Below are 275 nucleotides of genomic sequence, written 5' to 3' on the forward strand. Positions count from 1 at the left end.
TATGCGTTGATGATCCGGAACAACGAGCCGAAGCGTTCCTGCAAGGTCCGGTAATCCGCCACGCTGCAGCTGTCCGAACTCGTGATCAACAGCTCCATCCAGCTCATATCGAGCCGCTGCTCGTGCACGTACTCTAGGAACGGCACGATCAGCGCTGGCGTCGATTCGAAGATGGTGACCCGCTCCCGCTCAATCCAGTGGTGCAGACGAGACGGATCGATCCGGTCGTCCTTCGGCACAATCACCATCGTGCCTCCGTTGTACAGCGTCCGCGC

1 protein-coding gene is annotated in these 275 nt (G+C 59.6%); it reads right to left on the minus strand.

Translation table 11 applies throughout. The features are described from left to right. Window positions 1–275: AMP-binding protein (locus G9G57_RS25445; RefSeq protein ID WP_164965698.1), on the minus strand; the 275-nt coding region annotated here is incomplete at both ends.

This window comes from Paenibacillus sp. EKM211P (assembly GCF_011066175.1).
In the GTDB taxonomy this organism is placed as follows: domain Bacteria; phylum Bacillota; class Bacilli; order Paenibacillales; family Paenibacillaceae; genus Paenibacillus; species Paenibacillus polymyxa.